The organism is Stenotrophomonas maltophilia group sp. msm1, assembly GCF_032025805.1.
In the GTDB taxonomy this organism is placed as follows: Bacteria; Pseudomonadota; Gammaproteobacteria; order Xanthomonadales; family Xanthomonadaceae; genus Stenotrophomonas; species Stenotrophomonas hibiscicola.
Genome location: NZ_JAVSKH010000002.1, coordinates 786,988 through 813,282, shown reverse-complemented (window position 1 = coordinate 813,282; position 26,295 = coordinate 786,988). Strand labels below are relative to the sequence as shown.

The window sequence follows — 26,295 nt, the reverse complement described above, 5'->3', positions numbered from 1 at the left end:
ACCTTTGCAAATGCTAATCTTTCTCATTTGCAGCCCATCCTGACTCCCTCATGCCCCTTCCCGCCCTTCTGAAGAACGCGCTCTGCGCGGCGCTGTCCCTTTCCCTGGCGACGCCTGCATTGGCCTCCCAAGCCCCGGCCGACGCCCCGAAGGATCTGGACAAGGTCGAAGTCCGCGGCCGCGCGCAGACGCTTTACCGCGCCAACGATGCCGCTGTCGGCACCCGCACTGACACGCCTCTGGAGCAGGTACCGCAGTCGATCCAGGTCGTGCCGCGCGAGCTGATCGACGACCAGGCCGCGCGTCAGGTCACCGACCTGTATCGCAGCATCAGCGGCATCAGCTTCTTCAGCTATGCCGGCGTCACCCTGCGCGGGTTCCGCCAGGAAAACGTGCTCTACGACGGCCTGCGCGGCGATCCCTATGCAGGCTTCTCGGTGCCGCAACTGTTCAACATCGAACGCGTGGAAGTGCTGAAGGGCCCGGCCGGTGCGCTGTACGGCGGTGGTGATGCGGGCGGTGTCATCAACTACGTGACGCGCAAGCCCAAGGCCACCGCCGAACGCCGCATCGAACTGCAGGCAGGCGACAAGGACTTCCGCGCCGGATCGATAGAAGGCACCGGCCCGCTGAATGCCAGCGGGAGCATCCGCTATCGCGCCGGCCTTTATGCCGACACCGAGCAGGGCGTGCGCTGGAACGCCGACAGCGAAAGCGTGATCGGCGATGCATCACTGGCCTTCGACGTTGGCCAGACCGGCGAGCTGGTGCTGCAGTTCACCGACATCACCCAGAACCTGGGCGGCAACCGACTGCGCGGTGTGCCAGTGAACGATGCCGGCACCTTCCTGACCGACCGGCGATGGAACCACAACGAGGCCAGCGATTTCCTCGACATGCGCGCCAGGGTCGCACTGGCGCAGTATCGCTTCGCACCGCTCGATACGCTGGACGTGGACATTGCTGCGCGCTGGTTCAGCAACAACGAGCACCAGACGTACCACGAACCGATGGGCCTGATCGATCGTGACCGCGACGGCGTAGCCGAATGGATGACGCGCCAGCTGCGCAACCAGATCCGCGACAACGAGGCCTTCACCGCCAGCGGCAATGCCGTATGGCGGATCAACACCGGCCGTATCGAACACAAGGTGCTGTTCGGCGCCGACGTCTACCAGCTCGACGCCGACTTCACCGCGCAGACCGCCAACAGTGCCGACCTGGCACGCGGCGCCGGTCCGGTGCGCGGCATCGATCTGTTCAACCCGGTCTATGGCGCCAGCACCTGGCACGACTACAACCTGGTCGCCCTGCCCTGGCGCAGCACCGCCACCCGCAGCAAGCGTTACGGTGGCTATCTGCAGGATGAGCTGGCACTGGGCACGCGCTGGCATGTGCTGGCCGGACTGCGTTGGGATGGTTTCCAGGACGACGATCGCATCACTGGTGGCAGCGTGGATGGCAACGACCTCAGCTGGCGGCTGGGCAGTACCTTTACCGTCCGGGACGGCGTGAACCTGTACGCCAACGTCGCCAGTGGCTTCGTGCCGCAGAGTGCCGCCAACCAGAACCCAGCGGCCGGCGGACCGTTCGACGCCGAGCGCAGCAGGCAATGGGAAATCGGCATGAAATCGCTGCTGGCCGAACGTGTGACCCTGAACATGGCGGCCTACCGCATCGACCGCAGCAACATCGTGCAGGCCACCGGCGAAGTGCGGGACGGCGTGAACCAGCTGGCCGCGCTGGGCCTGGTACGCAGCACAGGCATGGAACTGGACCTGCTGGCTGACGTGACCGAGCGCTGGGTGGTGAATCTGACCTACGCCTACAACGACGCACGGGTGAAGGATGCCGGACCGAACGGCATCACCAACGCCTCCGGCGACCGCTTCGCGAATGCGCCACGCAACAAGCTCGGCCTGTGGACACGCTACGACCTGCCGTCGATCAACTCGGCTATCGGATTCGGCGCCGACCATGTGGGCGAGCGTGTCAGCCTGGATGGGCAGACGGTCAAGGCATACACGGTTTTCGACATCAGCTGGAAGACCACGTGGAAGCAGTGGCAGTTCCAAGCCAACGTCAAGAACCTGTTCGACAAGGTGTACGCAGCCAGTGGCTTCATCGAACGCAACGGGCACTTCCCGGGCGAGCCACGGCGGGTGTATGTGCAGGCGGCCTACCGCTTCTGAGAAGGCCTTCCAGCAGAGCCGGGCGCCCGCTCGGCTCTGCTACGTAACCTCAGCCCATCCGCATCGCAGGGTTGTCACGCGCGTGGACGTCGTTGTCCTGCTGGCGCTGCATGGCCGCCTGCTGTCGCTCCAGGCTGGCGGCCTCGATCTGCCGCAGCGAGTGTTCGACCGGCGTCTGCACTGCCGTGTCCGTAGGCATGACCGCTCGCAGATGCGCGGGATCGCTCATCTCGCCCTGCATCACGAACACGTTGCGGCCGGCCGGATGCTCGGCGGTCTGCGCGCTCAGCAGCACATGGTCGGCCCGTTCAAGCTGGTTGCGACGGGCCAATGCCATCACGCTCGCTACGAGGCGCTCACTGTTCTCGTCGTGGGTACGCCCGGCGCGGGCATCGATCGCGGCCACGCCTTCGCGCACCTGTTGCATCAGTGCGTAGTCGCGGTGGCCCGGACCAATGTCGGCCAGGCGGGTCGGTGCCTGCGAGGGATCCGGCACGTCGTCCACGGCTGCGGTCAGCGGGCTGCGGGTGATGGTCCGGTACGGGTCGTCCGGGTGGAACCGGGTGCGTTTTTCCTGGCGCTCCAGACGAACCTCGCGCGCGTCGTTGAGCTCGGCGATGCGGGCCGGATCGGTGATCTCACGCATCGACATGTGGCCACCACCCGCGCTGACACTGGCCCACTTCCTGTCCGCTTCGAAGTACATCGCGTAGTAGCTGCTGCCACCAATGACGTTCGGATCGACTGCTGAGCGGCCCTCCAGGGCCTGGGTGGCTTCCAGCACGCTCAACCGGGTGAGGTACTGGCCGCCCTTCGCCCATCCCATCTGGCTGATGGCATCGACGCTGGTGTTGCCTACGCGCGGGCCTCCGGCATAGTCGTTGTTGAGCATGTTGGTCCAGATCTGCTCCAGCTTCTCAGGGCCGCTCTTCTGCTCAGCTGCCTGCAGCAACACGCGCGGCGTCCAGCAGTTGGGATCGAGTTCATGCCGTTCAAATGCGCGGTCGTGAGCCAGCATCACGTCCTTGCCGGGGAGATTCAGTGCCAGGTCTGGACGGCGCTCGTTCATCCACTGCTGCCGCAACTCAAGATCTCTTTCTAGCAGCGTCTGCCCAAAGGACTCCCATTGACGCTCCGTCAACTGTGCATTTGAAAACCGGGATCCCTCGTCCTGCTGGGTCTTTGCGTAGCTTTGTGCATACGCGTTCGCGACGCGTCCCGGCAGGCTGTCATTGCGTACAACACCCAGTGCCAGTGTCCCGTATCCATCGGCTCCCGGCAGTTGCGACAGGTAGTTCCAGTAAAGCTCGCGGTTGCCGTCTCTGGCATAGCTGCCAAGGACGCTCAAATCGCGTTCGGTCAATCCACTCATACCCTGCCCCTCTTCTTCCTTGAATCACCGATCACTTGGACCGGGTGCGCGCGATGACGTCCCTGACGGCCTCTTCCATGCGCTTCCAGTCCTTCAGAAACGCTCTCTTGTAGTCCAGGCTGACGGATAGCTTGTTGTCGATGTCCACGAAGTAATGAACGCAGCCAGCTGCTACTTCCCCAGGCTCACTGATCACCTCGCGCCCCTCCAGCCGCACGCCGTCGCGTCGGAATTCCTCGCCGTCACATTTGATGAATGAGCTGATCCGGCCGTCGGCCTGGCGTGCGATGTACCAGTCTCTTTCGTAGGCGGGATTGCGCACAGGCGGCTTTCCGTACCGCGCCTCATACTTCTTCGCGTACACCACCATCTTCGCTTCATCGATTGCATAGGGCGTCAGGCCCAAGGTCTCCGGCTGTGCAACGCGTTGATCGAGACGGTCCCTGGGATCCTCCCTTTCCACAGAGCCCTCCTCCGTGATGGCTTCATTTGACGACAGCCTTGAAAGCAGTGTTTCGACGGGAACGCGATCAACGTAGTTGAGCCGGATGGGAATCTCCTTCCGGAAATCATTCGTACGCGGACTCGCCCGCGCACCCGGCGGCGTCGGTGTCATGTCCGGCCACTCGATGACCAGCGTCACGCCCTCGCCCGGCCACGGTGCGATCTGGCTGTCCAGGTAGTTGGCCGGAATGCGGAAAGTGTTCGGCCCGAGCTTCACGTCCACGGGCGCATCGGTATAGGTGTGGCCGTTGATCGTGCGGCCGGTCTGTGGGGCGCCGGACATGGCGGGGTTCCTTTCGTGTTCGGTGGACGGCGGCCGCGCACACGCGCCGGCACTCACCGCGACGGCAAGTGCAAGCGTCAGGCAACGGCCGGGGGACATCACGTGCATGGGCATTCCATTGCAGGGTTCCAGCGCCACTATAGGGAACCGGGCGTCAACGGAACAGGAACCGCATCGCAGCCCTTCATGGAATCAGGCAGCGCTCCACCTGCAGTGACAGCACCTGGCAGGCGTTGAACAGGCCCTCGATCACGGCTGCGGAGGGACAGCAGGCGGGATCGTCGCTCTCCCGCGCCACATGCGCAGCGTGCAGTACCGCCGTCAACGCCGTGATGCCCGAAATGCTGCGGGTCGCCAAGGCCATGTCGAAGGCGCGGCCGGGGCTCAGGCACATTTCACTCCAGGCCTCGCCATCAGCGCGCAGGTTCCTGCCGTGGCCTGCCAGGTGTGCAAAGAAAGCCGATGGCGTGACGAACTCGGCGGACTCGCCGAGCGCGTCCTCCAGCGTTTCGGCCAACGCAGCGGGAAGATCGCGCACGGCGGCGCCCAGCAGCGCATGCAGGCGGGGATGGTCGGGAAGACGTTCGGGCATGACGGCAACCTCACGATGTGGCCACCTGCAGATGCAAGGTGGCGGACGGTGCGGGTTGGCGTGCCGGATACATGATGCAAGAAGCCGGCGGATCGAGAGATCCCCACGCACCGTCCGCCATGAACTGGCAGGCGATGCATTGTCACGGTTGCAACTCTGGCTGCAACCGTGACGCCGCGCATCATGTACGTTCAGGACGCCAATCCCGGCCACGGCGAGTGCCTTGGCGCGGCCATGGTTACCGCCCTGAACCGGCGGTGGAAAGCAGGAAAATCCTGATCGATCACGTTGCTACGTTGGTTGCGTCAGTGGATGTCGAGTTGTCCATTGACTGGCGTTCTTCGCCAACCGACGACTCCGGTCGACGCGCACTTTCCGGATACCCTGTCCAGCCGTAAGCGACACGCGCGCTCCCGGTGCCAAAGACCTGCCGGCGGCTGTGAGCATTCGCGAAACCCACATGCGGCAAGCGCAACGCCGCGCAGCCTTCAGCTATCGCCTTGGGTGCTCTGATAGCCGCGGTAGGTCTCGCCCCACTCGCGCATCGCCAGCAGCACCGGCGCCAGCGTGCGGCCGAACTCGGACAGCTCGTATTCCACTTTCGGCGGCACTTCCGGGTACACGTGGCGGATCACCACGCCATCGGCTTCCAGTTCACGCAGCTGGCTGGTGAGCATGGACTGGGTGGCATTGGGCACCCGCCGCGTCAGTTCCATGAAACGCCGCTTGCCGGTCATCAGGTGAAAAAGAATGATCGGCTTCCACACGCCGCCGATCACCGACAGCGTGACTTCCACCGCGCAACCGCTCTTGCCGTCCCACCGTTTGCTACGCATGCATACTCCGGAAAACCATAGTACCTACGGAAAATCGTCGTTCTTGTTGCGATAGAGGCGCGAGCCTAGCATGGCCCCATCCCATGAATGTGAGGCCGTCCATGACGTTCAAAGCACTGCTGACCCGCAAGACGAACAACCAGCTCTCGACCGAGCTGGTCGATTTCGACGAGGCCGACCTGATGGACGGCGACGTCCTGGTACAGGTCGAGTACTCCACGCTCAACTACAAGGATGCGCTTGCCCTCACCGGCAAGAGTCCGGTCATCCGGACGTTCCCGCTCATTCCCGGCATCGATCTGGCAGGCGTGGTGCTGGAATCCAGCAGGGCCGACTTCAAGCCAGGCGACCGCGTCGTGCTCAATGGCTGGGACCTGAGCATGGGCCACCACGGCGGCCTGGCCCAGCGCGCCCGGGTGCGGGGCGAATGGCTCAACCGGATTCCCGACAACCTGAGCACCCGCGATGCAATGGCCATCGGCACCGCTGGCTACACCGCGATGCTGTGCGTGCTGGCCCTGGAACATGCCGGGGTGACGCCCGAACAGGGCGATGTGCTGATTACCGGTGCCAACGGTGGCGTCGGCTCGATCGCGGTGGCGATCCTCTCGAAGCTGGGTTACCGCGTGGTGGCCGCCACCGGGCGACCGGAGCACGCCGAGTATCTGCACAACCTGGGTGCGGCCGAGATCATCGATCGTGCGCAGCTTTCGGAGCCGCGCGAGCGGCCGGTGAGTGCCGAGCGATGGGCCGGCGTGGTGGATGTGGCCGGCGGCCCAACGCTGGTCAATGCCATCGCCGAAACGAAGTACCGCGGTGCCGTGGCCGCCTGTGGCCTGGCCCAGAGCGATGCGCTGCACGGCTCGGTGCTGCCCTTCATCCTGCGCAATGTGACCCTTGCCGGCATCGATTCGGTGAATGCGCCACAAGAGGTTCGCCAGCGCGCCTGGGATCGGCTCGCGACCGACCTGGATCCGCGGAAGCTGGAAAGCACCGTGCAGCAGATCGGCCTGGCAGAGGTGCTGGATGTCTATGAGCAGATCATCCCCGGCAAGGTGCGCGGCCGCATCGTCGTGGATGTGAACGCCTGACGCCTGTCGCGCTGGCTCGCGTGTGCGAGTGACCGGAAACGCAGCGTGCCATGCCAAGCCGCCTTATCATGGGTCGGCAAGGGCGCTTTACGCCCGGTGACGTACGCAAGGCAGTATCTGGATGTCTATGGAATGGCGCCCCTCGGGCTGGGGCCAGCGTGTGACCCGCTCGCCGGACTGGCAGTTGCGGCTGGATGGCGAACAGGTCGCGCTTTTGATCGATGGCAGGCAGTACCGCCAGCATGTAGCGAACGAACACAGCGTGCGGGTCGTTCGCGGCGTGCTCTGGTCCAGGGTCGAACTGACGACCGAGCGCGGTGAAGCACTGTCCGTGGATGGGCTGCCCAACCGCCAGGGCTCCCGGCTTGCCGCTGCCGTGCAGCACGTGCTTTTCACGCGCTCCAGGCGGGGGCGCAAGGCACTGTTTGAGCACGTTCTGGCGCAGATCCAGGCGTGGCTGGCCGAGGCAGATGCGCTTGCCGACCGAGGTACTACCGGACGCCGCTGGATCACGTACGAACAGCAGCAGGCGTTGCTGGCCGACCGCCCCGCCCTGCCCCTCCCGCCCGCCAAGCTGGAGCAGCTGTTCCTCGACGAGGAGCTGCACGACGACCTGCACGCGCCCGGCCACCGCATCGCGCTGGACGCACTGCACGACTGGCAGCTGGATTGGCCCGCCGTGTGGGCGGACGCCAATGAGGCAATGGCGACCCGCGAACTGGGTCTGGCCAAGCCCTTCCTGGACCGGGTCGAGAGCAGGCCGCTGACCGAGGAGCAGGCTCGCGCCGTCATCTGCTTCGACAACCGCGTGCAGGTCGTGGCCGCGGCCGGCTCTGGGAAGACCTCCACGATGGTCGCCAAGGCCGCGTATGCCATTGATCGCGGCTTTGTCGAACCCGAACGGATCGTGATGCTCGCCTTCAACAAGGATGCCGCCCAAGAGCTGCAGGAGCGCGCACAGCGATGCTTCAGCCGGCTCGGCATGGGCGACACCGTAGTGCAGGCCCGGACCTTCCACGCCCTGGGCCTGTCCATCATCGCCGAGGCCACGGGGCACAAGCCCGATATTCCGGAATGGGCGATCGACGCGACGCTGGGCTTCAACAAGCTGGCCGACCTGGTGGACGACCTGAAGGACCGCTCGACCCACTTCCGCACCCAGTGGGACATGTTCCGCCTGGTGTTCGGACGCGATCTGCCGCCGTTGGGTGCCGACATGATGGCCGATGGCTACGACCGCGATGGTGCGCCCTACATGCGTACCCTGCAGGGCGAGCGGGTGAAGAGCCTGGAAGAGTGCGTCATCGCCGACTGGCTGTTCTACAACGGCGTGGCGTATGACTACGAGCGGCGCTACGAGTTCGATACCGCGACGGATACCCATCGCCAGTATCGTCCGGACTTCTACTACCCGGACGCCCGGCTGTATCACGAGCACTTCGCGCTGGATGCCGATGGCCAGCCGCCGCCGCACTTTGCCGATTACAGCGAAGGGATGCACTGGAAGCCTCAGCAGCATATGGCGCGCGGCACTGCCCTGGTCGAGACGACCTCGTTTGGCCTGCGCAGTGGACAGGCCCTGCAGCACCTTGCCGAGCGGCTGGGTGCGTCTGGTGTTGAACTCGACCCGAACCCGGACCGCGAGCTGCCTGACCAGGGCGCCAAGCCGATGCCGGATGCAGACCTGATTGGCCTGATGCGCACCTTCATTGCGCATGCCAAGAGCAACTGCCTGACGCTGGATGACATGGCCGCACGCCTGCGGCAGATGCCTGAGGATCAGTTCAAGGAACGCTACCGGCGCTTCCTGGAGATCGCCGGGCCGGTTTTCCAGGCCTGGGACGATGCACTGGCTGACGAGCGCAGCATCGATTTCGAAGACATGCTCAACATGGCCGCCGGGCTGCTGGAACAGGGCCACTATGAGTCGCCCTACGACCTGGTGATGGCCGACGAATTCCAGGATGCCTCGCGCGCCCGTGCGCGCCTCTGCCGTGCGCTGGTCAGCCAACCGGGCCGCTATCTGTTTGCGGTGGGCGATGACTGGCAGTCGATCAATCGCTTCGCTGGCGCCGACGTTTCGGTGATGACCGGTTTCCGCGAGTGGATGGGGCATGGCCAGGTGCTGAAACTGGAGCAGACGTTCCGCTGCCCGCAGGCACTGTGTGATGTTTCCAGCCGCTTCATCAGCCGCAACCCCGCGCAGATCGGCAAGAAGGTCCGTTCTGCTGCGCCGGCAATGGGTCCGGTGCTGCAGGCGTTCCAGATGAACCGGCGTGAGGAGGTGCAGGATGGTGTTCGCCAATACCTTGCGACGCTGCACCGGCAACTGCTGTCAGGTGCAGTGCCGCAGGGCCTCAACGGGCGCGTGACTGTATTCGTTCTGGGGCGGTATCGCGCGGACCGCAGCGCGATGCCTTCGGATTGGAAGACCGCCTTCGGCAGCACGATGGACGTCGAGTTCCTGACCGTCCATCGATCGAAGGGGCGCGAGGCGGACTACGTGATCCTGCCGGGCATGATCAACCGCAGCTTCCCGAGCCTGCGCGCCGATGACCCGGTGCTTTCGCTGGCAATGCCGGATGGGGATACCTATCCGCTGAGCGAAGAACGGCGGCTGTTCTATGTCGCGCTGACGCGTGCCCGACGGTCGGTTGCGATGTTCACCCTGCAGGGCAAGCACTCGCCGTTTCTGGATGAGCTGGTGAAGGACGGCGCAGTGGAAGTGACCGCGGTTTCAGGTGCGGCCATTTCGGAAGAGCGCTGCCCAGTGTGCAAGGTGGGCGTGTTTGTGGACCGCAATGGGCCTCATGGGGCGTTCCGGTCGTGCTCCAGCTATCCGTTGTGCCACAACAAGCCGAAGGATGGGCGTCGCGGGTAGAGAAGCTTGAGAAAAGAAGAAGGCCCCTGTCGCCAGGGGCCTTGTGGAATCCTGGCGGAGAGAGTGGGATTCGAACCCACGGAAGGTTTGACCCTTCGCCGGTTTTCAAGACCGGTGCCTTAAACCGCTCGGCCATCTCTCCAATCGGGTCCCGGTGGCCCGGGCAGCGGCGTATTCTCGCACGTGAAGGGCGTTTGCCCAAGACCACCTTGCCCCTGCCCTTCGCATCCGGCACGGTGGGGGCCTTCACCGCACCCGGAGCCGCCATGGCCCACCTCGACCTGGCCAACCTGCGCACCACCCTGCTGGACGACACCCAGCTGGCCGCTGTGGCCCTGCACCGCACCTTCGCCGGCCATCTGCCGGTCAGCAGCGGGCATCTGGTGGTCTGCGATCCGCTTGTCCAGGCCAAAGCACCAGCGCTGGCCGACTACACCGCCCCGCTGGGCCGGCATCCGGTTGAGATCATCGTGCACAGCGGCCGCCCGGCGCTGGCCGTGGTCTGGTTCAAGCCCCGCGAAGCCCTCACTGCGTCTGCCCTGCACTGGCAGATGGCGCGCTGGACCACGCAGGACCTGACCGGCCTGGATGAGGACAGCTTCATCGGCTACCCGGTCGACGCCGGCATCGGCTGCTTCATGGATACCGACACCCAACAGGCACTGCTGGCGCTGATCGAACGGGCCGATGGCGACGAAGACAATGCGTGGTCGGATGCCCTGATCGACCACGACGGCCTCGACGAAGGCGCCGAGTACCGCCCCTGGGGGGAAGACTCGCCGCACGGCCTGGTGGTGTTCACCAGCGGCTGGGGCGACGGTGTCTATCCCAGCTACTGGGCGCTGGATACGTCCGGCATTCCGGTCGCCCTGGTCACCGATTTCCTGTGCATCCAGGGCGGCGATGGACGCGACGAGCGCGAGATTGCCGACCAAGCCTATCGCGACAGCCTTCCACCCGACGAAGCTGAAGCGCTGGCACGGCTGGTAGCGGCCGTTGAACGCGACGACCCGGATGCGCTGCACGTCCTGTTGAAGGACGCGCCGCAGCGCGCCAACCAGATCGAACCAGGCTGTGGCGGCACCGCTCTGTACGAGGCGATCCGCCTGGACCGCCCGCAGGCATTGCGGGTGCTGCTACAGGGTGGCGAGCTACCGGCGATGCCCGAGCGCCTGCACATGAGCAAGGTGACCGGCTATCTGGACTACGCGCGGTTCCTGAAGAAGCCGCGCAGCGCGGAGCTGATGGCGGTGCTGGAAGCACCGGCCATTGCCGAGCCCACACCGGCCGCACCGCCGCGGCGCGGCTTCTGGGTCCGACTGTTCGGCCGGAACTGACCGGGGCCGGAAAGCAGCAACGCCGGGCATGGCCCGGCGCTACCGTTTCACAGATTGGCGGTGCAGTTGCGGGCAGGTGCCTCAGCCCGCATCCACTGCCAACGCGCCCAGCGCACTGGCCTTGATCCGCTCCTTGGCCTTTTCACAGGCGCCACCGCAATCCAGGCGCGAGGCCTCCAGCTGCGGCGGCAGGTGCTCGGCCAGGAAGTCGATGAACACGCGCACTGCCGGCAGCAGGCCGCGACGCGAGGCGAACACGGCATGGCACACGCCCTGCGGCAGCGACCAGTCCGGCAGCACCACTTCCAGTTCGCCGTTACGCACCGCGTCGGCGCACACGGTCTCCGGCAGCATGGTGATGCCGAAACCGTCCTTCACCATGCTCTGCAGCAGCGGGAAGTCGAAACCGGCCACGCGCGGCTGCAAGTCGACCCGGCGCACTTCGCCTTCCGGGCCATGCAGTTCCCAGCGCTGGCGTGCTTCGTCTTCGCTGATGCTGAGGGTGACGTGCTGGGTCAGCTCTTCCGGGTCCTTGGGGCGGCCGGCGCGATCCAGGTACTTGGGGCTGGCCACCAGCAGTTCCTGCACCTGGCCGAAGCTGCGCATCACCAGGCTGCCGTCGTCGTCCAGGCGCGAACGCACGCGCAGGGCGACGTCGTAGCCTTCATTGATGATATCCACGCGGCGGTTGCTGATGTTCAGCTGCAGCCGCACCTTCGGGTACTGCTCAAGGAACTTGGGCAGCAGCTTAGGAAGCTGCATCTGCGCCAGTGACACCGGCACGCTGGCGCGCACCACGCCGCGCGGCTCCGCGCTGAGGCGGTCCACCACTTCGCGGGCGGCCTGGGCCTCGGCCAGCATCGTCTGCGCATGGCGGTGCACGCTGGTGCCGACATCGGTGACCGCGAAACGGCGCGTGGAGCGCTGCAGCAGGCGTACGCCCAGGTCGGTTTCCAGCTGGCTGATGCGGCGGCTCAGGCGCGACTTGGGAATACCCAGTGCGCGCTCGGCGGCGGCGAATCCGCCGTGGTCGACCACCATCGCGAAGTAGTACAGGTCATTCAGGTCATGCATACCCGAGTTCCATATCTAGAACAATACGTGGCATTCAACCACCTTTATTCCGCCTTTGCAACAACCTATCGTTCTCTCCGTCGGCGGGGCCACCCCGCCCCTTCCTCCCAGAACACAGGTGACTGCCATGAAGCTTCTGCATCTCGACGCCAGCGTGCTTGGCGACAACTCCGTCTCGCGCCAGCTGTCGGCCGCCGTGGTCGCCCGCTTCGCCAGCCAGATCGACGGCCTGCAGGTCGATTATCGCGATCTTGACGCCAATCCGGTACCGCATCTGCGCAGCAGCTCGCTGGCCAGGACCGACGCCGCTGAAGCGACCGATGCTGAACAGGTGATGCAGCAGTTCCTGGAGGCCGACATCGTTGTGATCGGCGCGCCGATGTACAACTTCAGCATCCCGTCCACCCTGAAGGCCTGGATCGATCGCGTGGCCGTGGCCGGCCGCACCTTCAAGTACACCGAGAACGGCCCGGTGGGCCTGGCCGGTGGCAAGCGGGTGATCATCGCCAGCAGCCGCGGCGGCATCTACACCGACTCGCCGGCCGACTTCCAGGAGCCGTTCCTGCGCCAGGTGTTCGCCTTCATGGGCATCAACGAGATCGAATTCGTGCGCGCCGAAGGCATCGCCTATTCGCCGCAGCACCGTGAAGACGCCATTGCCGGTGCGCTGGCGGCGCTGCCGTCGCACGAAGCGGCCGAACCCGTCGCCGCATAACGCGTCCCAGCGTTCGGCGCCCCTCTCTCCTCGTCTGGGCGCTGAACGCGGGCCGGGATCCCCTCCCCCATCCCGGCCCACCCTGGCGGCCCCGCTTTGCGGGGCCGTTTTTTTGTGGGCGCGTTAGGCTGGGGTCATGAACTACATCGTGACGGCTGCGCACCGCAGCGAATTTCCGCACCCGATCACCCTGCGCCGTGGCCAGGCGCTGGTGGTGGGCGAACGTTATGAAGGCCCGGAGGGCTGGGAAGACTGGTTCCTGTGCGAGGCCAAGGGGCAGCAGCCCGGTTTCGTGCCGGCGCCGGTGATCGGTCGCAATGCGCAGGGTGACGCCTATGCCACGGAGGATTACTGCGCGCGGGAGTTGGATGTGGATCCGGGGCAGCTGCTGCGAGGAATGCGCACGCTCAATGGCTGGGCGTGGTGCGTGCCGGAGACCGGCGAACCGGGATGGGTGCCGTTGGAGAAGCTGAGGGCAGCAGAAACCCGGTAGCGCCCGAGCCTATGCTCGGGCGGCAGCGCGAAGCGCCGGCTGTCAGCCAATGGTTTCCAGTCCGCCCATGTACGGGCGCAGGGCCTCCGGCACGGTGATGCTGCCATCGGCGTTCTGGTAGTTCTCCATCACCGCGATCATCGCGCGGCCGACGGCCACGCCCGAGCCATTCAGCGTGTGCGCCAGCTCCGGCTTGCCGGTGGCCGGGTTGCGCCAGCGCGCCTGCATGCGGCGGGCCTGGAAATCACCACAGTTCGAGCACGAGGAAATCTCGCGGTAGGTTTCCTGCGACGGCAGCCAGACTTCCAGGTCGTAGGTCTTCACCGCCGAGAAGCCCATGTCGCCGGTGCACAGCAGCACCTTGCGGTACGGCAGGCCCAGCTTTTCCAGCACCACTTCAGCGCAGCGGGTCATGCGCTGGTGTTCGGCATCGCTCTCTTCCGGGCGACAGATCGAGACCAGCTCGACCTTCTCGAACTGGTGCTGGCGGATCATGCCGCGCACGTCGCGCCCGCCGCTGCCGGCCTCGGCACGGAAGCACATCGAGTGGGCGGTCATGCGCAACGGCAGGCGCTCGGCATCGACGATCTCGTCGCGCACGATGTTGGTCAGCGGCACTTCCGAGGTCGGGATCAGGTAGCGCGTGGAATCGCCCACGGCGGTCTTGAACAGGTCGTCCTCGAACTTCGGCAGCTGGCTGGTGCCGCGCAGCGAATCGGCGTTGACCAGCAGCGGCACGTTGGTTTCCTCATAACCGTGCTCGCCGGTATGCAGGTCGACCATGAACTGGGCCAGCGCACGGTGCAGGCGCGCGATCGGGCCGCGCAGCACGGTGAAGCGCGAACCGGACAGCTTGGCCGCGGTCTCGCCGTCCAGCCAGCCGTTGCGGGCGCCCAGTTCAACGTGGTCCAGCACCTTGAAATCGAACTGGCGCGGGGTACCCCAGCGCGCCTGCTCGACGTTGTCGCTCTCATCGGCACCGGCCGGCACGTCATCGGCCGGCAGGTTCGGGATGCCCATCGAGATCGCTTCGATCTTCTCGCGCAGTTCGTCCAGCGCCACTTCCGAGGCCTTCAACTCGTCGGCGAAGGCAGCAACCTCGGCCATGATGGCCGAAACGTCCTCGCCCTTGGCCTTGGCCTGGCCGATGGCCTTGGAACGGCTGTTGCGCAGGCTCTGCAGTTCCTGGGTCCGTACCTGGATGCGCTTGCGATCAGCCTCCAGGGCCTCCAGGGCAGACACGTCGAGCTCGAAGCCGCGGCTGGTGCGCAGGCGTTCAGCGAGGTCGGCGGGCTGGTGGCGGAGCAGGGCTGGATCAAGCATGGCAGGTGTCGTGGTGGGTATCAGGAACGGGATTATCGCTTGTTATACGGATTTCTGCCGCCCGGTTCATTCCCGCCGTGGCAGAATCGAGCCATTCCGTACTGGTCCGGTCCATGTCTGCACCCCGCTCGTCGTCCGCCAAGTCGTTCACTGTGCATATCCCGCGCAACGCCCTGAAGATCGCCGGCATCGCCTTCGGCGTGGGCGTACTGCTGTTCGTGCTGGTCTGGCTGACCGGCCGCGACAAGGAGTTCTTCCGCGCCGACCCGGCCGCGCAGACCCCGCAGGAAACCGCCCAGGTCGAGCCCCTCCCGGAACCGTTGGCCGCTGCGGCCGGTTCCAGCGACATGCCCGATGCCAAGCCGGCCCCGGTCGAGGAAGAAGCGCCGAAGCTGGTCGAAACCGCCCCGCCACCACCCGCCCCGATCGCCGAGCCGGCCCCGGCCAACCCGGGCGCTGCGCCGGCCACGACCGGCAACAGCCAACCGATGCCGATTGCCGGTCAGTCGCCGCCGCCGTCGTACCCCGCCGCCGCCCTGCGCGCCGGCGAAACCGGCACCGTGGTGGTACGCGTGGATGTAGACGCCACCGGCTATCCGAACAACGCCACGGTGATCCAGCGCAGCGGTTCACGCGAACTCGACCGTGCCGCGACCGACGCCGTGCGCCGTTGGCGATTCACTCCGGCCCAGAGCAACGGCCAGGCCGTGCCTGGCAGCATTGAAGTGCCGTTCGACTTCAAGACGCAGTAACTGAACGCTCCCCAGCAGGCAAGCTGAACCCTGCCGGTGATGTTGACGCAACGCTGACACTTTCCGTCTGTGGCTCGGGCAACACTGCCCATGTCGTCCATTGACGGAAGGAGTTTGCGATGGCTGTTACCACCCACGAAGACCTTCATTCGCCGCGGTTGCAGCGGGACTCAAGCGTACAGCACAAGAACGCGTCGCCCTGGATGTGGATCGCACTGATCGTGGCGATGTTTGCTGCCGCCCTGCTCTGGCTGCGTCATTCCAGCCAGGAAGAGGTGGCACCTGCGCCGGTCGGCGAGCGCATGCTGCCGGCCCCCGAGCAGGCGGCGGTGACGGACGCAGCGGCGCCTGCTGCACGTCCGGCAACCCCGGCTACCGCTTCGCGGAAGGCCGCGCCGGTAGTGCGCAACCGTGAGGCCCGCCCGCTGGCCAGCAATCGCATGCCCACCTACCCCGCCGCCGCGCTGCGTAGCGGCGTGCAGGGCAGCGTGATCGCCAGCCTGAATGTGGATACCCGCGGCAATGTCGCCAACGCTGCGATCGTCTCGCGCAGCGGCGAGCGCAGTCGCGATCTGGATCGTGCGGTGCTCAGCACCGTGCAGAACTGGAAGTTCCAACCCGCGGTGCAGGATGGCCGCGCAGTAGCCAGCGTGGTGCGGGTCCCGGTGGATTTCCGTACCGAGCAGCGTTGATCGCGGACGAGGGGTTCGTGATGTTTAGACGGAGGCTTCGGCCTCCGTCCTTTTATGCGGAAAGCGTGCCAACCAAGGTTGGCACCTACCGGGAGATGTGAGCGTGCCAACAAAGTTGGCACCTGCCGGGCAATGCGATCCGCCGGGCATGGCCCGGTGGTCGCGATGCCGATCAGGCCAGGTTGAACCCGGCGCTGCGGGCCAGACCATCGAAGTCCGGGAAGGACGTGGCGACGTTGGCGATATCGTTGATCCGCACTTCGCCATCGCTGATCTGGCCGGCAATGGCGAATGCCATGGCGATGCGGTGGTCACCGTGGCTTTCGATGGTGCCGCTGCCCAGGCGCACACCGCCGTGCAGGGTGGCCCCATCCTCGGTCTCGTCCACCTGCATGCCCAGCGCGCGCAGGCCGGTGGCCATCGCCGCAAGGCGATCGGATTCCTTCACCCGCAGCTCGGCGGCGCCACTGACCACGGTCCGGCCTTCGGCGGCTGCAGCCGCCACGAACAGCGCCGGGAACTCGTCAATCATGTCCGGCACCAATTCCTCCGGAATGCGTGCCCCCTTCAGCGGGGCGTACCGCACCACCAGGTCTGCCACCGGTTCACCGCCCTGCTCGGCAGGATTCTCTTCGGTGATGTCCGCCCCCATCAGGCGCAGCGCGTGCAGCAGGCCGGTGCGGCGCGGGTTCAGGCCGACCTGCTTCAGGCGCAGCTGGGAACCAGGAATGATGCTGGCGGCCACCAGGTAGAACGCCGCAGACGAGAAGTCGGCCGGCACCACGATGTCCGTGGCGCGCAGGCGTTGGCCGCCACGCAGGCGGGCCTTGCCCGGTGAAAATTCGATGTCCACGCCGAACGCCGACAGCATGCGCTCGGTATAGTCACGGGTCGGATGCGGTTCGGCAACGCTGGTTTCGCCCTGTGCGTACAGGCCTGCCAGCAACACCGCCGACTTGATCTGCGCGCTGGCCACCGGCGAGGCGAAGTCGATGCCATGTAGCGTCTGGCCGCCATGCACGTGCAGCGGCGGCGTGCCGTCATCCTGGGTGTCGATCTTAGCGCCCATCTGCGACAGCGGGCCGGTGACGCGGCGCATCGGTCGGCCCGACAGCGACTCATCGCCGATCAGCGTGCAGTCGAACGCTTGGCCCGCCAGCAACCCGGCCAGCAGGCGCATGCCGGTGCCGGCATTGCCGCAGTCCAGCGGTGCATTCGGCGCTTTCAGGCCGTCGATGCCGACGCCGTGCACGATGCGCTGCGACGGGCTGGGCGTTTCGATGCGCACCCCCAGCTGGCTGAAGATGCGCGCGGTCGCGCGGGTGTCCTCGCCTTCCAGGAAGCCCTCGATATGCGAGGTGCCATCGGCCAGCGCGGCGAACATCACCGAGCGATGCGAGACCGACTTGTCGCCGGGAATGGTCAGGCTGCCCTGCAGGGGCTGGCCCTTGCGGGCGATCCAGTGTTGCGCGTTGCTCATCGTTCGATAATTCCGTAAACGCCGGCAGCCCGCCGGCGATGCATCAGGGGGTGGCGGCCGGGGCCGCCCCAGCAGCACTCAGGGCACGGCCACAGGATAGGAACCCAGCACCTTGATCTGCGCCGAGTGCGCTTCAAGTTCGGCCAGCGCCGCCTGCATCGGCGCGTCGTCGATGTGGCCGGCCAGGTCGATGAAGAAGCCGTACTCCCACTTGCCATGGTGCGACGGCCGCGACTCGATGCGGTTCATGCTGATGCCGTGGCGGGCGAACGGGCTGAGCACGTCGAACAGCGCACCGGGCTTGTCATGGATGAACACCAGCACCGAGGTGCGGTCGTGGCCGGAGGTCGGGAAGATGTTGCGGCCCACCACCAGGAAGCGGGTGGTGTTGTCGGCATCGTTCTGGATCGGCTTGGTGACCACCTTCTTCAGGCCGTACACGTGGCCGGCACTCTCGCCGCCGATGGCCGCCGCGTCGTCGGCGTTGCGCGCACGGCGCGCACCCTCGGCGTTGCTCGACACCGGAATCTTCTCGGCCTTCGGCAGGTTGGCGCGCAGCCACGCCGAGGTCTGCATGAACGACTGCGGATGTGCGTAGATGCGCTCGATGTCCTCGATGCGGCCGCTGCGCGACATCAGGTACTGCTGCACGCGCAGTTCCACTTCGCCGCAGATCTTCAGGTTGGAGGTCAGGAACATGTCCAGGGTGATCTGGATGGTGCCCTGCCCCGAGTTCTCCACCGGCACCACGCCGAAATCGGCGTTGCCCGCTTCCACTTCCTGGAACACTTCCTCGATGCTGGCCATCGGCAGGCCCAGCGCGGAGCGGCCGAAGTGCTTGAGCACGGCCTGCTGGCTGAAGGTGCCTTCCGGGCCGAGGTAGCCGATCTTCAGCGGCTCCTGCTGGGCCAGGCAGGCCGACATGATCTCGCGGTAGACGTGCACCAGCAGCTCATCGCTGAGCGGGCCTTCGTTGCGATCCACCACCATGCGCAGCACCTGCGCTTCGCGCTCGGGGCGGTAGTAGTCGACGGCGGCGGCGAGCTTGCCCTTGGCCTTGCCGACCTGATGGGCGAAGCGCGCGCGCTCGGCGATCAGGCTCTGGATGTCGCGGTCGATCTGGTCGATCTTCGAGCGCACATCGGCCAGCGCCAGCGGCGCCAGGGTGGGTGCCGGGTTCGAGGCGGCCTTGGCCTTGCCCTTCGCCTTGGCGGGCGCGCTGTCCTTGGCCGGTTCGGCCTTCTTCGGCGCCTTCTTGCTGGATTTGCTGCTTGCCATCGGAATTCCTTGTTGCGGGGCCCGCACCCGACGGTGCGCGCCGTTCATTGCTCAGCCGTGACGCTGCTGGAAATCGGCCATGAAGGCGACCAGCGCCTCGGCCCCGGCCAGCGGCATGGCGTTGTACAGCGAGGCACGGATGCCACCGACCACCTTGTGGCCCTTCAGCGCCAGCAGGCCGGCGGCCTTGGCCTCGGCCACGAAGCGGGCATCGAGATCGGCGTTGGGCAGGAAGAACGGGATGTTCATCCGCGAACGGGCCGCTTGTGCAACTTCATTGCGGTAGAAGCCGCCGGAGTCGTCGATGGCTCTGTACACCAGCGCGGCCTTGGCGGCGTTGCGCTTGGCGAACTCGGCCACGCCGCCCTCGGCCAGCATCCACTTGAACACCAGGCCGGCCAGGTACCAGTTCCAGGTCGGCGGGGTGTTGAGCATCGAATCGCGGGCGACATGCGAACGGTAATCGAAGATGTCCGCGCGCGGCTGGCCACTGCGCTCGAGCAGGTCGCGACGGATGATCATCACCGCGATGCCGACCGGGCCCAGGTTCTTCTGGGCGCCGGCATAGATCACGCCGTAGCGGCGCACGTCCAGCGGCTCGCTGGCGATGGACGAGCTGAAGTCGGCGATCAGCGGAACGTTGCCGGTATCGGGCACATCACGGAACTCGACGCCGTGGATGGTCTCGTTGGCGGTGACGTGCACATAGGCGGCATCCGGCGAGAGCCGCCAGCCGGCGCGCGGCGGCAGCGTGCGATAGCCATCGGCCTCGCTGCTGGCGGCGATGTTGACGTCGACGTAGACACCGGCCTGCTTGACCGCGGTCTTGCCCCAGTGGCCACTGACCACGTAGTCGGCACGCTGGCCCGGGGCGGCGAAATTGAGCGGGATCAACGCCTGCTGGGTGGTGGCACCACCGGACAGGAACAGCACCGCATAGTCGTCGGGGATGTCGAGCAGGCGCCGCAGGTCGGCCTCGGCCTCGGCGGCCACCGACATGAACTCCGCGCCGCGATGGCTCATTTCCACGATCGAAGCGCCGGACCCGTGCCAGTCCAGCATTTCCGCCTGCGCCTGGCGCAGGACCGATTCCGGCAAGGTCGCAGGGCCGGCACTGAAGTTGAACGCGCGCGTCATGTCACACCTGTGGGGCAAGACCCCTAGTATGCCGCAGCGCATCAGCCTTGCGGCCTTGTGGCGCAAGGGAAATTTGGTTTCATTGGAATCCATCGGCAACGCGACCGGGTAGTGGGGGGGGGGGGGGGGGGGGGGGCCCCCGCGGGGGGGGGGGGGGGGGGGGGGGGGGGGGGGCCGCGGCGCCGCGCCCCCCCCCCCCCCCCCGCGCCCGGGGGGGGGGGGGGGTCAGCGCGCGCCGAACCAGAGCAGCAGGCTGAGCAGCGCGGCCAGCAGCAGCGCACTGGCCAGCAGCCACGGCCAGCGCCGGACCTTGCGCGGTACCGCCGGCAGCACCGGCGCCTGCTCGGCGTCTTGGCCGGACTCGTCTTCACCCGGCAGCGGGCGCCGGCGCGGGTCATGCGGCACTTCCAGCACAAACCGGTGCTGGCCATCGAACACCACCTGGTCGCCGGCCTGCAGCCAGCAATGGCGCACGGCCACGCCATTGACGCAGGTGCCGTCGGCACTGCCCAGATCGCGCAGCAGCACGCGATCACCATGCACTTCCACGCGGGCGTGTCGTTCGGCGAAGGCCGGATCGTCAATGGCGATGTCAGCGTCGCCGCCGCGGCCGATCAGGCGGGCCCTCGACAGGGTGAAGCTGCGGCCGTGGTGCAGGCCGCCAACTCCGCGCAACAGCCGCTGCTGCTCGTCGCTGCCTTCCTCGTTCTTCGGCGCAGGCGCCTGCAGCAGGCTCTCGACTTCACCTTGCAGGACCATCTCCACGCCGTCCACATACACCGCATCGCCCGCACGCAGCAGCGCCATGCGCCGCACCGGTCGACCGTTCACATGAATGCCGCGGATCCCGTTGCCGACCTGCAGCCACAGGCCGCGATCATCCAGGCAGAACTGCGCCAGCAACAGGGCACCATGGCCGGCATCGCCGAGCCGCACACTGCCGTTGGCCTGGCGCACGATGCGTTGCACCCCGGGCCGCAGCGGCTGGTCGGGCTGTTGTTGTTGGCTGAAGTGAACAAGCAGGTTCTGCACGCGGCGCAGCCTAGCAGGTTGGTCGCCAACGAAGAAGAACCCAGGATGAGTGCTTGGCGCGGAGGCCCTCCATGCGCACAATGCTCGCCCTCATTGATCATCCCCGCCCTGCGCCAGGAGCCTGCATGTCCACCATCGATGTCCGCCACGCCCACGGCCTGCCCGACGCGCAGGCGCGCGCCGCGATCGAGCAGGTCGCCGCCAAGCTGTCCGAGCGCTTCGGCCTGAAGTCGTCGTGGACCGCCGATGTACTGAACTTCTCCGGCAGCGGCGTGGACGGCGCGATCGAACTGCAGCCAGGCGCCGTGCGCGTGACGGCCAAACTGGGCTTCCTGCTGTCGGCGATGAAGGGCATGGTCGAAGGCGAGATACAGCGCGTTCTGAAGGAAAAGCTGGGCTGAACCCCGGCCGCGGCCATCACGGCCGTGCAACGCCACGGCGCGCTACTCTCGGGGCAGGCCCAACTTCCACGGGAACTGCGATGAACCACTACGAGAACGACGACCGCCGCAACGACGACGCCTCTTTCGGTGACCAGGCCGAGCGCTTTTCGCGCAAGCTGAGTGACTCGGCGCAGCAGGTGTGGCTGGCCGGTCTTGGCGCTCTCGGCCGTGCACAGGCCGAAGGCAGCCGCTTCTTTGACGGCCTGGTGAAGGAAGGCGAAGCCTGGGAAGCCCGCCGCCGTGAGCGCAGCAGCGAACAGGGCCCGGGCTGGCGTGATAACGTCGAGAGCTCGCTGGACGAAGCCCGCGAGAAGGCCTCGGGCACCTGGAACAAGGTCGAGAAGGCCTTTGATGACCAGGTGCAGGGCGTGCTCAAGCGGTTGCATGTACCCACCGCCGACGAAGTGACGGCGCTCGAAGCCCGCATCGATGCCCTGCACGCGCGCCTGGCCAAGCTGGAAAACCGCGCCGCGTCCGGCACCGACGCCCCTGCTCCGGGCAGCCATCAGTCGCCAGGCGGCCAGCCCTGACCGGCTCATTGTTGCAATGCAATAAACTTTGATTGACAATCGCGAGCAACCCGCCAATCGCTTCGGCTGCCGTTTGTTCCCTCCCCTCACGGCTTCAGGATTGGCGGGTTTTTCGTGCCTGCTGTATTCCGAACTGCGCGTTCCATCACGCTTCCTGTCAGGAACCTCCTGACCCGGCCAGGTACCGCGACCTTTACACTGTCGTTCTCCGCTTTCGCCCCTTCCGCCCTACTCCTGCATGCTCCCCTGGATCCTGGCCCTGCTGTCGGCCCTGCTTACCTGTTCCCTGGCTGTTGTCTATCTGTGGTGGATCAAGCGGCGGCAGAAGGAGATGCAACTCGGCCTGCAAGCCCTGGCCGGCATGCACTGGCGCGAGTTCTCGGTACTGGTCAAGCGCATGATGCGCGAACAGCGCGGCCTGCGTGAACTGAATGACCCGGCGGAGGAATCCCGCGAGCCGAGCAGCGACTTCCTGCTCAGCGACGGCCCCAACCAGTGGCTGGTGTCCTGCAAGCATGGCCTTGCTTACCGTATCGGCACCGCCGCAGTGAACGAGCTGGGGGCTGCTGCGCGCCTGGCCGGCGCCAAGGGCGGCGTGCTGCTGACCGAAGGCCGGATGGAACGCGACGGGCGCAGCGCTGCCGAGAAGCAGGCGGTAGAAGTACTGGACGGTCCGCGCCTGTGGCCGTTGCTGCAGCCCTACCTGCCGGCAGAAATCGAAACCCGTGTGCGCGCCAGCGCCCGCCATGAAGCCCTGCGCCGGATCGCCATTGCCGCGCTCGGCGCGGTCACGCTGGGCCTGCTGGTGGGATTGAGCCTGCAAGGCTTGCATGTGCAGGACACCCCACCTGTTGCCGAGGTGGCGGACACCCCCGCGCCGGTTGCGCCTGCGGTTGAAGCGGCGCCCGAACCGGCGCCGGCCCCCGCCACCACGCCGCCGGCCGCTGCGCCTGCACCGGCCACGCCCTCAGCCGACGCGCGCAGCAACCCCAACCCGGATGCCGCCACGCTGGAGCGTTTCCAGGCCGATCTGTCCCGCGCCTTGGCCGGCAAGCCCGGTATCGCCAGCGGGGTCTGGCTGACCCGGCAGACGCTGGCGATCAACCGCACGGGCGAGCTGGACGCGGTGTGGCCGCAGGTCTGCGAGGAAGTGCTGCACTACCCCGCCCTGCGCAACGTGCGCATCCAGCTCAACGCCCGCCCCGGCGTGGATGAGCCGGTGCGCTGGCGCCAATGCGCCACGTACTGATGGGGCCGCATCCACGCGTGGCGTGGATTTACTGAACCCCGATGCGCGACCCCTTGGTAGATCCACGCCACGCGTGGATGCCTTTGCAGAGTTGAGCCACACGCGAACAGCAGCCGAGCATCGGCTCGGCGCCACATGGCGCCAGCTCAGCCCAATGCCGCGAGATGGGCGATGTAACTGGAGCGCGATTCACCCGCCGCTCTGGCCTGCGCATCCAGCCCCGCCAGGATCCGGCGTGGCAGGCTGATATTGACCCGCTCGATGGTATCGTCCAGCAGAGCCGGATCAATGCAGATGTACGCAAGAATCCAACGGATGTCCTTGGATGCCTCGGCGGCGATCTTCTGCGGCGCGGAAGGTGTCGGAATCGGGCGCCCCTCATCCAGGGCCGCATCAATCCAGGCGAGTGCAGCTTCCTCGGCAGCGCTGAGCGCATCATCAAGCGTGTTGGCCGCCGAGAAGCACCCCGGCAGATCTGGAACGACCACACCCCACGCGGTGCGCTCATCGCCTGCCTCGATCAAGACTGGATATCGCATGGGCCCTCCTGCGTCAGTCCTGCGAGCTTCCGCAACGCCTGCACCAGTCCTTTCCCCGGATCCTTCCTTTGGGTGAGGAACGGTGATGATGTGAGGGTGCTGCGGGTGCACGAATACATGATGGGATCCGCGGATCCGGCGACAGATCCAACCTGCCGCTTCCAGATCCCGGATGAGGTCCCTGCTCTTCATGCAGGGACGATACACATCGCACACACGCCCCGACAGAGTTCAAGGACAGTCGTTCCGGCCCAGTAGATCCACGCCACGCGTGGATGGAATCCCTATCGCGCGCCCGGCGCGAAGCGCGCGACCAGGTCCCAGGCATCCCCCAGGAACACCTGGCGCACGCGGGTGATCGGCTGTTCACCGCGCCAGGTCAGCCGCTCGATCACGAGACAGGCTGTGCCGGGCTTCACATCGAGCAGCCTGGCGGTGGCGGTATCCGCGCCCCAGGCGCTGATGCGGTGCTGGGCACGGGTCCACGACACGTTCTGCAGCAGCCAGCTGCCCGGCGCGGTGGTACTGAAATCGACCTCCAGCACCTCGGGCACCCCCACCGGGCTGATCAGGCGGTGCTCCAGCGCCAGCGGACGGCCATCGGCCAGGTGCAGGCAGCGCATTGCCAGCAGGTTCTCCTGCCCAGCCAGCTCGACTTCACCAGCATTGCCGGCATCGGCCAGCCGCAGGTCGCGCTGCAGCAGACGATAGGCGTACTGATGGCCGCGCGAGCCCACCTCCATCGCGATATCGGGAATCTCCAGCGCCACCTGCTCAAGGTGCGGGGGTTGCCGCGCCACGAACGAACCCGCACGACGGCGACGTTCGATCATGCCGCTCTCGGCCAGCGCGGTCAGCACTTTGTTCACCGTCATCCGCGAGCAGCCGTACTGCTCCATCAGCTCGTGTTCGTATGGAATGCGGAAGCCCGGCGCCCACGCTCCACTGAGGATGCGGCTTTCCAGATCGCTGCGGATACGCTGGTTGAGCGTGGCGGACTTGCTGGCCTTCACGTAATGGGGTCTCGGTAGCGGGAGGCGATCAGCCCAGCACGCCGCGCAGGGCGGCGGCGAAGGCGGTGGTGATCGCCTCGCGCTGCAGGTGGCGGCCCTCGGCCACGCATTGGCGGCCATGGCGCCAGACCGATCGCAGCGCGCCATTACGTGCGGCGAACACCCAGCTGTCAAGCCATGCGTCATCCTGTCGCGCCTGCAGCGCGGGGTGCCCGGCATCCAGTTCGACCAGGTCGGCACTGGCGCCCACCTGCAGGCCAGCGGGCACGCCCAGCGCCTGTGCACCACCGTGCAGTGCGCCTTCAAACAGGAAGCGACCGGTGCTGCGGGTGGCATCCGCCGCCAGCACGTTGCGACCGCGCAGGGTCAGCCGCTGGCCGTATTCAAGCAGGCGCAGTTCTTCGGCCGCGTCGATCAGCACATTGGAATCGGAGCCGACGCCGAAGCGTCCGCCCTCGCGCGCGAATGCCTGCATCGGGAACAGGCCGTCGCCCAGGTTGGCCTCGGTGATCGGGCACAGGCCGGCCACGGCCTGGCTGGCCACGATGGCCGCGCGCTCGTCATCGGTGATGTGGGTGGCATGCACCAGGCACCAGCGCGCATCCACCGGCGCATGGTTGTACAGCCACTGCACCGGGCGCTGGCCGCTCCAGGCCAGGCAGGCCTCCACTTCGCGCACCTGCTCGGCGATATGGATGTGCACCGGGCCGTCGGTCAGCGGCAGCAACGCACTCAGTTCCTCGCCGGTGACCGCACGCAGGCTGTGCGGTGCGATGCCGAGCACCGCGTCGGGCAGCGCGGCCAATGCCGGCTTGGCGGCCTCCAGCAGCTGCGCGAAGCCGTCCACGTCGTGGATCAGGCGCCGCTGCGCTGGATTTGGCGCCGCCCCGCCGAAATCGGCATGCGCATAGAACACCGGCAGCAGGGTCAGGCCGATACCGGTCTGGTCGGCAGCGGCCGCGATCCGCGCACTCATTTCAGCGCGGTTGGCATAGGCATGGCCATCGGCGTCGTGGTGCAGGTAATGGAACTCGCCGACGCGGGTGAAGCCGCTTTCCAGCATTTCCATGTAGGCCTGGGCAGCAATGGCCTGCACCGCGTCCGGGCGCAGATGGGCCAGGAAGCGGTACATCAGCTCGCGCCAGCTCCAGAAGCTGTCACCGTCACCGCCGCCGATCTCGGTCAGGCCGGCCATGCCGCGCTGGAACGCGTGGCTGTGCAGGTTGGGCAGGCCCGGCACCAGGATGCCGACGCGGGCGTCGCCCGCCTGCGCGCCCTGCCCCTTGCTGATTGCCGTGATGCGACCGTCCTGCACCTGCAGGCGGACATCGCGGGCCCAGCCCTCGGCCAGCAGGGCGTGGGTGGCATGGAAACTGAGCAGGGAACGCGAATCGGACATGGCTGGACAACCCGAAATGGACGCCTATATTGTATAGACATATAAGCACAGCCGCGTT

24 protein-coding genes, 1 tRNA gene and 1 pseudogene are annotated in these 26,295 nt (G+C 66.5%); 11 read left to right on the top strand and 15 right to left on the bottom strand.

What is annotated here, in order from left to right:
* The first annotated feature begins 50 nt into the window (after positions 1 to 50).
* Positions 51 to 2,192 carry a TonB-dependent receptor gene (locus tag ROV95_RS11370; RefSeq protein WP_312544442.1) on the top strand — a complete coding sequence of 714 codons (2,142 nt, stop codon included), beginning with the start codon at positions 51 to 53 and terminating at the stop codon, positions 2,190 to 2,192.
* A 49-nt stretch (positions 2,193 to 2,241) separates the two neighbouring features.
* Here the strand turns inward: ROV95_RS11370 and ROV95_RS11365 are convergent, their stop codons facing one another.
* The 4 genes from ROV95_RS11365 to ROV95_RS11350 all read right to left on the bottom strand — a co-directional run bounded on the left by ROV95_RS11365 (position 2,242) and on the right by ROV95_RS11350 (position 5,779).
* Positions 2,242 to 3,564, bottom strand: a complete 1,323-nt coding sequence (locus tag ROV95_RS11365) for an XVIPCD domain-containing protein (RefSeq protein WP_312544440.1) — start codon at positions 3,562 to 3,564, stop codon at positions 2,242 to 2,244.
* 31 nt (positions 3,565 to 3,595) lie between these two features.
* The gene (locus ROV95_RS11360; RefSeq protein WP_312544438.1) at positions 3,596 to 4,459 is read right to left on the bottom strand and encodes a hypothetical protein; all 864 of its coding nucleotides are present in this window, start codon (positions 4,457 to 4,459) and stop codon (positions 3,596 to 3,598) included.
* A 76-nt stretch (positions 4,460 to 4,535) separates the two neighbouring features.
* A complete protein-coding gene (locus tag ROV95_RS11355) occupies positions 4,536 to 4,943 on the bottom strand; it encodes a hypothetical protein (protein WP_312544436.1) in 408 nt (135 codons plus the stop codon).
* Between the two features lie 488 nt (positions 4,944 to 5,431).
* Positions 5,432 to 5,779: a helix-turn-helix domain-containing protein gene (locus tag ROV95_RS11350; RefSeq protein ID WP_049471387.1), complete on the bottom strand. Its 348-nt coding sequence runs from the start codon at positions 5,777 to 5,779 to the stop codon at positions 5,432 to 5,434.
* A 101-nt stretch (positions 5,780 to 5,880) separates the two neighbouring features.
* On the opposite strand from ROV95_RS11350, the gene ROV95_RS11345 reads away from it, so the two are divergent.
* Together ROV95_RS11345 and ROV95_RS11340 are read left to right on the top strand one after the other, a co-directional pair.
* Complete coding sequence (locus tag ROV95_RS11345) at positions 5,881 to 6,870, top strand: MDR family oxidoreductase (RefSeq protein WP_312544434.1); 990 nt, start codon at positions 5,881 to 5,883, stop codon at positions 6,868 to 6,870.
* 127 nt (positions 6,871 to 6,997) lie between these two features.
* A complete protein-coding gene (locus ROV95_RS11340; RefSeq protein ID WP_312545119.1) occupies positions 6,998 to 9,751 on the top strand; it encodes a UvrD-helicase domain-containing protein in 2,754 nt (917 codons plus the stop codon).
* A gap of 52 nt (positions 9,752 to 9,803) precedes the next feature.
* Here ROV95_RS11340 and ROV95_RS11335 read toward each other — a convergent pair.
* Positions 9,804 to 9,893: transfer RNA gene (locus ROV95_RS11335), tRNA-Ser, on the bottom strand.
* 124 nt (positions 9,894 to 10,017) lie between these two features.
* Between ROV95_RS11335 and ROV95_RS11330 the strand changes: the two genes are divergently transcribed.
* A complete protein-coding gene (locus tag ROV95_RS11330; RefSeq protein ID WP_312544432.1) occupies positions 10,018 to 11,088 on the top strand; it encodes a DUF4241 domain-containing protein in 1,071 nt (356 codons plus the stop codon).
* Between the two features lie 81 nt (positions 11,089 to 11,169).
* Here the strand turns inward: ROV95_RS11330 and ROV95_RS11325 are convergent, their stop codons facing one another.
* Positions 11,170 to 12,162: a LysR family transcriptional regulator gene (locus tag ROV95_RS11325; protein WP_005410175.1), complete on the bottom strand. Its 993-nt coding sequence runs from the start codon at positions 12,160 to 12,162 to the stop codon at positions 11,170 to 11,172.
* A 127-nt stretch (positions 12,163 to 12,289) separates the two neighbouring features.
* On the opposite strand from ROV95_RS11325, the gene ROV95_RS11320 reads away from it, so the two are divergent.
* Both ROV95_RS11320 and ROV95_RS11315 read left to right on the top strand, forming a co-directional pair.
* Entirely contained in the window at positions 12,290 to 12,877 is a 588-nt protein-coding gene (locus tag ROV95_RS11320) for an NAD(P)H-dependent oxidoreductase (protein ID WP_312544431.1), read from the top strand.
* Positions 12,878 to 13,013: 136 nt separating this feature from the next.
* Positions 13,014 to 13,370, top strand: a complete 357-nt coding sequence (locus ROV95_RS11315) for a ligand-binding protein SH3 (RefSeq protein WP_180877825.1) — start codon at positions 13,014 to 13,016, stop codon at positions 13,368 to 13,370.
* A gap of 42 nt (positions 13,371 to 13,412) precedes the next feature.
* On the opposite strand, the gene serS is transcribed toward ROV95_RS11315, so the two are convergent.
* A complete protein-coding gene (serS, locus tag ROV95_RS11310) occupies positions 13,413 to 14,693 on the bottom strand; it encodes a serine--tRNA ligase (RefSeq protein ID WP_312544428.1) in 1,281 nt (426 codons plus the stop codon).
* A 113-nt stretch (positions 14,694 to 14,806) separates the two neighbouring features.
* Here serS and ROV95_RS11305 point away from each other — a divergent pair, with 113 nt between their 5' ends.
* Positions 14,807 to 15,445, top strand: coding sequence for an energy transducer TonB (locus tag ROV95_RS11305; protein ID WP_312544426.1), 639 nt, complete (start codon positions 14,807 to 14,809; stop codon positions 15,443 to 15,445).
* A gap of 119 nt (positions 15,446 to 15,564) precedes the next feature.
* Positions 15,565 to 16,137 (top strand): energy transducer TonB, encoded by a 573-nt coding sequence (locus ROV95_RS11300; protein ID WP_308306024.1) that lies wholly within the window; start codon positions 15,565 to 15,567, stop codon positions 16,135 to 16,137.
* Between the two features lie 172 nt (positions 16,138 to 16,309).
* On the opposite strand, the gene aroA is transcribed toward ROV95_RS11300, so the two are convergent.
* From aroA to ROV95_RS11280, 4 genes are all read right to left on the bottom strand, one after another.
* Complete coding sequence (aroA, locus tag ROV95_RS11295; protein WP_312544424.1) at positions 16,310 to 17,617, bottom strand: 3-phosphoshikimate 1-carboxyvinyltransferase; 1,308 nt, start codon at positions 17,615 to 17,617, stop codon at positions 16,310 to 16,312.
* Positions 17,618 to 17,695: 78 nt separating this feature from the next.
* Positions 17,696 to 18,895, bottom strand: coding sequence for a prephenate dehydratase (gene pheA, locus ROV95_RS11290; RefSeq protein WP_019660326.1), 1,200 nt, complete (start codon positions 18,893 to 18,895; stop codon positions 17,696 to 17,698).
* A 51-nt stretch (positions 18,896 to 18,946) separates the two neighbouring features.
* Positions 18,947 to 20,032, bottom strand: a complete 1,086-nt coding sequence (serC, locus tag ROV95_RS11285; protein ID WP_312544421.1) for a 3-phosphoserine/phosphohydroxythreonine transaminase — start codon at positions 20,030 to 20,032, stop codon at positions 18,947 to 18,949.
* 225 nt (positions 20,033 to 20,257) lie between these two features.
* A complete protein-coding gene (locus tag ROV95_RS11280; protein WP_058981349.1) occupies positions 20,258 to 21,064 on the bottom strand; it encodes an FHA domain-containing protein in 807 nt (268 codons plus the stop codon).
* A 125-nt stretch (positions 21,065 to 21,189) separates the two neighbouring features.
* Between ROV95_RS11280 and ROV95_RS11275 the strand changes: the two genes are divergently transcribed.
* From ROV95_RS11275 to ROV95_RS11265, 3 genes are all read left to right on the top strand, one after another.
* Entirely contained in the window at positions 21,190 to 21,465 is a 276-nt protein-coding gene (locus ROV95_RS11275) for a polyhydroxyalkanoic acid system family protein (protein WP_019660329.1), read from the top strand.
* An 80-nt stretch (positions 21,466 to 21,545) separates the two neighbouring features.
* Positions 21,546 to 22,037: a phasin family protein gene (locus ROV95_RS11270; protein WP_312544419.1), complete on the top strand. Its 492-nt coding sequence runs from the start codon at positions 21,546 to 21,548 to the stop codon at positions 22,035 to 22,037.
* 238 nt (positions 22,038 to 22,275) lie between these two features.
* Positions 22,276 to 23,286, top strand: a complete 1,011-nt coding sequence (locus ROV95_RS11265; protein ID WP_312544417.1) for a restriction endonuclease — start codon at positions 22,276 to 22,278, stop codon at positions 23,284 to 23,286.
* Positions 23,287 to 23,432: 146 nt separating this feature from the next.
* On the opposite strand, the gene ROV95_RS11260 is transcribed toward ROV95_RS11265, so the two are convergent.
* The 4 genes and pseudogenes from ROV95_RS11260 to ROV95_RS11245 form a co-directional block, all read right to left on the bottom strand.
* Positions 23,433 to 23,810, bottom strand: coding sequence for a type II toxin-antitoxin system HicB family antitoxin (locus ROV95_RS11260; protein WP_312545118.1), 378 nt, complete (start codon positions 23,808 to 23,810; stop codon positions 23,433 to 23,435).
* 138 nt (positions 23,811 to 23,948) lie between these two features.
* A pseudogene (locus ROV95_RS11255) lies at positions 23,949 to 24,017 on the bottom strand (addiction module toxin, HicA family); the annotation flags it as partial.
* 92 nt (positions 24,018 to 24,109) lie between these two features.
* Positions 24,110 to 24,838 (bottom strand): histidine utilization repressor, encoded by a 729-nt coding sequence (gene hutC / locus ROV95_RS11250; RefSeq protein WP_312544415.1) that lies wholly within the window; start codon positions 24,836 to 24,838, stop codon positions 24,110 to 24,112.
* Positions 24,839 to 24,866: 28 nt separating this feature from the next.
* Positions 24,867 to 26,237, bottom strand: coding sequence for a formimidoylglutamate deiminase (locus ROV95_RS11245; protein WP_312544413.1), 1,371 nt, complete (start codon positions 26,235 to 26,237; stop codon positions 24,867 to 24,869).
* Positions 26,238 to 26,295 lie beyond the last annotated feature (58 nt).

What these genes read in the sequence shown, in the direction of transcription:
- ROV95_RS11345 (WP_312544434.1), top strand. Translation starts at nt 5,881, where the DNA reads ATGACGTTCAAAGCACTGCTGACCCGCAAGACGAACAACCAGCTCTCG.
- ROV95_RS11365 (WP_312544440.1), bottom strand. Translation starts at nt 3,564, where the DNA reads ATGAGTGGATTGACCGAACGCGATTTGAGCGTCCTTGGCAGCTATGCC.
- ROV95_RS11300 (WP_308306024.1), top strand. Translation starts at nt 15,565, where the DNA reads ATGGCTGTTACCACCCACGAAGACCTTCATTCGCCGCGGTTGCAGCGG.
- ROV95_RS11305 (WP_312544426.1), top strand. Translation starts at nt 14,807, where the DNA reads ATGTCTGCACCCCGCTCGTCGTCCGCCAAGTCGTTCACTGTGCATATC.
- ROV95_RS11265 (WP_312544417.1), top strand. Translation starts at nt 22,276, where the DNA reads ATGCTCCCCTGGATCCTGGCCCTGCTGTCGGCCCTGCTTACCTGTTCC.
- ROV95_RS11360 (WP_312544438.1), bottom strand. Translation starts at nt 4,459, where the DNA reads ATGCACGTGATGTCCCCCGGCCGTTGCCTGACGCTTGCACTTGCCGTC.
- ROV95_RS11350 (WP_049471387.1), bottom strand. Translation starts at nt 5,779, where the DNA reads ATGCGTAGCAAACGGTGGGACGGCAAGAGCGGTTGCGCGGTGGAAGTC.
- aroA (WP_312544424.1), bottom strand. Translation starts at nt 17,617, where the DNA reads ATGAGCAACGCGCAACACTGGATCGCCCGCAAGGGCCAGCCCCTGCAG.
- ROV95_RS11275 (WP_019660329.1), top strand. Translation starts at nt 21,190, where the DNA reads ATGTCCACCATCGATGTCCGCCACGCCCACGGCCTGCCCGACGCGCAG.
- ROV95_RS11340 (WP_312545119.1), top strand. Translation starts at nt 6,998, where the DNA reads ATGGAATGGCGCCCCTCGGGCTGGGGCCAGCGTGTGACCCGCTCGCCG.
- ROV95_RS11270 (WP_312544419.1), top strand. Translation starts at nt 21,546, where the DNA reads ATGAACCACTACGAGAACGACGACCGCCGCAACGACGACGCCTCTTTC.
- pheA (WP_019660326.1), bottom strand. Translation starts at nt 18,895, where the DNA reads ATGGCAAGCAGCAAATCCAGCAAGAAGGCGCCGAAGAAGGCCGAACCG.
- ROV95_RS11320 (WP_312544431.1), top strand. Translation starts at nt 12,290, where the DNA reads ATGAAGCTTCTGCATCTCGACGCCAGCGTGCTTGGCGACAACTCCGTC.
- serC (WP_312544421.1), bottom strand. Translation starts at nt 20,032, where the DNA reads ATGACGCGCGCGTTCAACTTCAGTGCCGGCCCTGCGACCTTGCCGGAA.
- ROV95_RS11370 (WP_312544442.1), top strand. Translation starts at nt 51, where the DNA reads ATGCCCCTTCCCGCCCTTCTGAAGAACGCGCTCTGCGCGGCGCTGTCC.
- serS (WP_312544428.1), bottom strand. Translation starts at nt 14,693, where the DNA reads ATGCTTGATCCAGCCCTGCTCCGCCACCAGCCCGCCGACCTCGCTGAA.
- ROV95_RS11315 (WP_180877825.1), top strand. Translation starts at nt 13,014, where the DNA reads ATGAACTACATCGTGACGGCTGCGCACCGCAGCGAATTTCCGCACCCG.
- ROV95_RS11330 (WP_312544432.1), top strand. Translation starts at nt 10,018, where the DNA reads ATGGCCCACCTCGACCTGGCCAACCTGCGCACCACCCTGCTGGACGAC.
- ROV95_RS11325 (WP_005410175.1), bottom strand. Translation starts at nt 12,162, where the DNA reads ATGCATGACCTGAATGACCTGTACTACTTCGCGATGGTGGTCGACCAC.
- ROV95_RS11245 (WP_312544413.1), bottom strand. Translation starts at nt 26,237, where the DNA reads ATGTCCGATTCGCGTTCCCTGCTCAGTTTCCATGCCACCCACGCCCTG.
- ROV95_RS11355 (WP_312544436.1), bottom strand. Translation starts at nt 4,943, where the DNA reads ATGCCCGAACGTCTTCCCGACCATCCCCGCCTGCATGCGCTGCTGGGC.